The organism is Halorubrum sp. AJ67 (assembly GCF_000513435.1).
Window position 1 is genome coordinate 383,885 of record NZ_CBVY010000002.1, and the last position, 3,431, is coordinate 387,315.

Sequence of the window (3,431 nt, forward strand, 5' to 3'; positions counted from 1 at the left end):
GGTCGGGCTACGACGGTCTCGACGCCGACACTGCCGGTACGGTCCGCGCGCTCAGTGCCGGATCGATGGCCGCACTCGTCGGCACGCTCCTGCTCGGCCGTGACCTCGTGTTGTACACCGCGGCGTGGGAACGGATCAACCTTGTCGTGTTGGGCGTCGCGGTCGCGCTCGCCGCGGCCGCCGCGTTGACCCTCCGCGGAAGCGACGAGGTGCGCGACGGGTCGGTTCCGATCGGCGGCGACTGAGTTCCGATCGGCGGCGACCGCCGCCCGGAACCGTGACCGTTTGACTGGAACGATCCTGTTAGATGGCCGGCGTCCGGCAAGTATTGCTTGTCTGCGGTCGAAACGTTGAAACCGTGATCGGACCAGCAACGGTGTATGGACGAAGATAGCTTCGTGAAGCGTCGGCAGTACCTGACCGCGGTCGGCGCGGCCGGCCTCGCAGCCACCGCCGGCTGTTCCGGTGGCGGCAGCGACGGCGGCGACGGTAGCGACGGGGAAGACGGCATGGACGGCGACGACGGATCGGACGGCGACGACGGTACGGACGGTGACGACGGGTCGGACGGCGACGATGGGGAGACCGAGACGGTCACCATCGGCTCGGACATTCCGTACCCGCCGTTCGAGTACCGGAACGAGGCCGGCGATCTCATCGGGTTCGACGTCGAGATCGCCGAGGCGGTGTTCGCGGACCAGCTCGGACTGGACTACGAGTTCCAAGAGACCTCCTTCGACGGTATCATCCCGTCGCTGAACAACGCGAACTTCCGCGTCATCATGAGCGCGATGACGATAAACGACACGCGGGCCGAGTCGGTCGACTTCTCCGACCCGTACTTCACCGCGTACCAGACCGTCATCGTGTTGGAGGCCGACGACATCTCCTCGCGCGAAGACCTCCGGGGCACGACGGTCGGCGTTCAGCGCGGGACCACCGGCGAGGCCGCCGCCGAGGACCTCCAAGAGGAGTTCGACGGCGAGCTCACGATCGAGAGCTACGACCAGATCAACGGCGCGTTCGACGCGCTGCTCAACAACCAAGTCTCGGCGGTCATCAACGACAACACGGTGAGCGCCGAGTTCGTCGCGGAGACCGACGGCGTCGTGTTCCTCGAAGGGGACGGCGTCGCCGCCGACCGCGACGACGCGCCGCCGTACCTGACGCTGACCATCGAGGAGTACGGGATCGCGTTCCGGCAGGACGACGACGAGTTCAGACAGGAGGTCAACGACGCCCTCGCGGCGATCCGCGAGGACGGGACGTACGACGAGATCTACAACGAGTACTTCGAGGGCTGAGCCCCTTCGATCCCCTCGCGTTTCACTTGACATCTAATGGCAACACAGACAGAATCGGAGTCGAGTGCCGGCGGCGTCATGATGCGCGACCGGCTGGTCAGACGAGTCGGTGAGGCGGCCGCCGCCGGGTTCGTGCTGGCAATCGGCGGACTGCTGGCGTGGATCCTCTCGACGCAGGTCGACTACCGGCTCCTCTCGTCGCCGCTCATCGCCCGACGGTTCGCGGAGGCGTTCTTCCTCGTCGTTCGGATCGTCGTGATTTCGAGCCTGTTTTCGGTGTCTCTCGGGATCCTCGTCGGACTCGGTCGGATCTCGACGTCGGGGGTGACCGGACGGATCGCGAAGGGGTACGTCGAGTTCTTCCGCGGGACCCCCCTTCTGTTCCAGCTGTTCGTCATCTACTTCGGCGTGCCGCGGCTGTGGGCGACCGGACAGTTCCCCATCCCGGACTGGGCGGTCCCGGCGGCGATCATCGGACTCACGCTGAACCACGGGGCGTACGTCGGCGAGGCGATCCGCGGCGGGATCGACGCCGTCCCGGACGGACAGATGGAGGCGGCCCGCTCGCTCGGGATGTCGCGGGTGATGGCGCTGCGGGAGGTCGTGCTCCCGCAGGCGTGGCGCAACGCGCTCGCGGCCATCGGCAACGACCAGATCATCTTGGTGAAAGACACCTCGCTGCTCACGGTCATCGCCGTCCCGGAGATCATGAGCGTGTTCCGGAACATCAACAGCAACCAGCTCGACCCGTGGACCCCGCTCGTGTGGGTGTGCGTGCTGTACCTCGCTATCACGATGTCGATGAGCCAACTCGTCAACGGACTGGAACGCCGGTCGGACTGGGGTTCGGACAGCCGGATGTTCGGTCGGCTGTCCGGTCTCGGCTCCGGCGGCGATACAGAGGGAGGTGAGGAGCCGTGACCGGTCCGCTGGTCGAGTTCGACGGCGTCGACAAGTCGTTCGGAGACACGCAGGTGCTGTACGACGTCGACCTCTCCGTCGACGAGGGGGAGGTCGTCGTCGTCATCGGGCCGTCCGGCTCCGGGAAGTCGACGCTGCTCCGGTGTGCGAACAGGCTAGAGGAGATTCAGGGGGGCGACATCCGTCTCGACGGGCGGTCCGTGATCGAGACGAACATCAACGAGATCCGCCAGCAGATCGGGATGGTGTTCCAGTCGTTCAACCTCTTCCCGCACAAGACCGCCCTCGAAAACGTCGCGCTCGCGCCGGAGAAGGTCAAGGGCGAGCCGGAGGCCGAGGCGAAGGAGGCCGCGTCGGAGCTCCTCGATCGCGTCGGACTCGCCGACCAGGCCGAGTCGTATCCGGGCGCGCTCTCGGGCGGCCAACAGCAGCGCGTCGCCATCGCCCGCGCGCTCGCGATGGAGCCGAAGACGATGCTGTTCGACGAGGTGACGAGCGCGCTCGACCCCGAACTCGTCGGCGAGGTGTTGGACGTGATCGAGGGGCTCGCCGCCGACGGCATGACGATGGTCCTCGTCACCCACGAGATGGGGTTCGCCCGGGAGGTCGGCGACCGGATCGTCCTGATGGCCGACGGCCGGGTCGTCGAGCGGAGCGAGACGGAGTCCTTCTTCGAGGAGCCGGCGACCGAGCGCGGTCAACAGTTCCTCTCGCGGCTGTTGTAAGCCCTTCCGCGGCCGGTGTCGGTTCCTCTTGGGTCGATCTCAGAGGTCGGTGACGACCTCGACGCCCCGTGCGTCGTACTCCTCCATGGCCGCGAGCCGCCCCGACACCTCCGACAAGGACAGCTCGCTGGTGACCAGCGCGCCCGGATCGATGTCGGTCGCCTCGATCAGCGCGAACAGGTCCGGGTAGCTCGTCGGCGGCATCCCGCGCGAGCCGATAAAGGAGATCTCCCACCGGGTCATCCAGTCGGTCGGGAGCGACACCTCACCCCGCTCGGCGTCGGTCGTGAGCCCGACCTGGACGTGGGTGCCGCGCGGCCGCAGCGACCGGACCGAGTTGCGACAGGTCTCGGCGATTCCGAGGGCGTCGAGCGACACGTCCGCGCCGCCGTCTGTGAGGTCGCGGACGCGCTCCGGGACGGTTCGGGCTCCGCCGTCCTCGGCGGTCGGGTTCACGGTCGCGTCAGCGCCGGACTCGGTC

General features: G+C 67.4%; 4 protein-coding genes and 1 pseudogene. 4 read left to right on the forward strand and 1 reads right to left on the reverse strand.

The window, feature by feature from the left end; all coding sequences use genetic code 11:
- The 4 genes and pseudogenes from BN903_RS03590 to BN903_RS03605 all read left to right on the forward strand — a co-directional run.
- A pseudogene (locus tag BN903_RS03590) lies at positions 1-245 on the forward strand (cytochrome oxidase assembly); the annotation flags it as partial.
- A gap of 135 nt (positions 246-380) precedes the next feature.
- Complete coding sequence (locus BN903_RS03595; RefSeq protein WP_048076404.1) at positions 381-1,304, forward strand: basic amino acid ABC transporter substrate-binding protein; 924 nt, start codon at positions 381-383, stop codon at positions 1,302-1,304.
- Positions 1,305-1,385: 81 nt separating this feature from the next.
- A complete protein-coding gene (locus tag BN903_RS03600; protein WP_048076486.1) occupies positions 1,386-2,225 on the forward strand; it encodes an amino acid ABC transporter permease in 840 nt (279 codons plus the stop codon).
- Positions 2,222-2,950, forward strand: a complete 729-nt coding sequence (locus BN903_RS03605) for an amino acid ABC transporter ATP-binding protein (protein ID WP_048076405.1) — start codon at positions 2,222-2,224, stop codon at positions 2,948-2,950. The genes BN903_RS03600 and BN903_RS03605 overlap by 4 nt, the downstream gene beginning before the upstream one ends.
- A gap of 39 nt (positions 2,951-2,989) precedes the next feature.
- Here BN903_RS03605 and BN903_RS03610 read toward each other — a convergent pair.
- The coding region (locus BN903_RS03610) for a zinc-binding dehydrogenase (RefSeq protein WP_048076406.1) at positions 2,990-3,431 on the reverse strand (442 nt) is incomplete at its 5' end.